Source organism: Yersinia sp. 1252 StPb PI (assembly GCF_048593885.1).
GTDB lineage: Bacteria > Pseudomonadota > Gammaproteobacteria > Enterobacterales > Enterobacteriaceae > Yersinia > Yersinia enterocolitica_E.
The window spans coordinates 1-867 of record NZ_JAZGQE010000421.1; the positions used below are offsets into that span (position 1 = coordinate 1).

An 867-nucleotide genomic window follows, 5' to 3' on the forward strand; every position below is an offset into this window, starting at 1 on the left:
ACACCAGATATAAACATTTAATTTAAAGTATTCAGGTGGAATTATAATTTCATCTGTAGTCACGGTGACTCAATGATGAGTCATATAATTGTTGTTAATAATAAGGAAATTTAATATGACAGTAACGATCCAATATCAAAGCCAGTTCAGTAATGACACTCTAACCTCTTATACTCAGCAGTGGGCTACCACTCATGGTGATATAAAAGACACGCAGGCGGCAGGATATGCCAAGGACGTTGGCCAATTTTCCGGCGGCGGGTGGTTTAGTGGTACCCAATACTCAATTGGCAGCTCTCACGGCAGTGCTAGTACTGCAATGATTGTAGAAGGGGATTTGCACTATAGTATGAGCCACCATACCTTCTACGGGAAAATGGCAAACTTGGAGTTGGGTGAATACTTGAGCGATAATCCAAGTGGCATTGGTAAACAGCTTGACCAAGTGCAAGTGAAATTGAGTGGCATAGATCTGACCGGTGAATATGACCCTACCAAAACAATGGTAGAAAACCACCAAGGCGATATGCATAAAGCCACCTACGGTTTGATGAGAGGCAATGCAGAACCCTTGTTGGAAATCCTCGCCGCTAAGGGTATTGATGTGAATACCCCACTGAAAGATATGCCTATCGCCAGCCAATTTGACGTTATGGTATCCGATGCACCACTTATTGATACCGTTGGTGTAATTGAAAGCAGTGATATGCTGTTAGCTGCTTAATTAAATAGAACAGCCGGGAAAGGATTTTCTGGTTGATTCTAGCTGCTGTGTAATATGTGTTAGTGTGTTTTTAATAAGTGTAAGTGCCCACTGCCGTACTCTGGTAGATCTGGTTTCTTCTTGGCTGCGGCAGTGGTTAATAT

1 protein-coding gene is annotated in these 867 nt (G+C 42.3%); it reads left to right on the forward strand.

Annotated features, from left to right (window positions below):
* The first annotated feature begins 115 nt into the window (after positions 1-115).
* Entirely contained in the window at positions 116-724 is a 609-nt protein-coding gene (locus V2A85_RS24040) for a heme acquisition protein HasA (protein WP_420072599.1), read from the forward strand.
* The last annotated feature ends 143 nt before the right edge of the window (positions 725-867 follow it).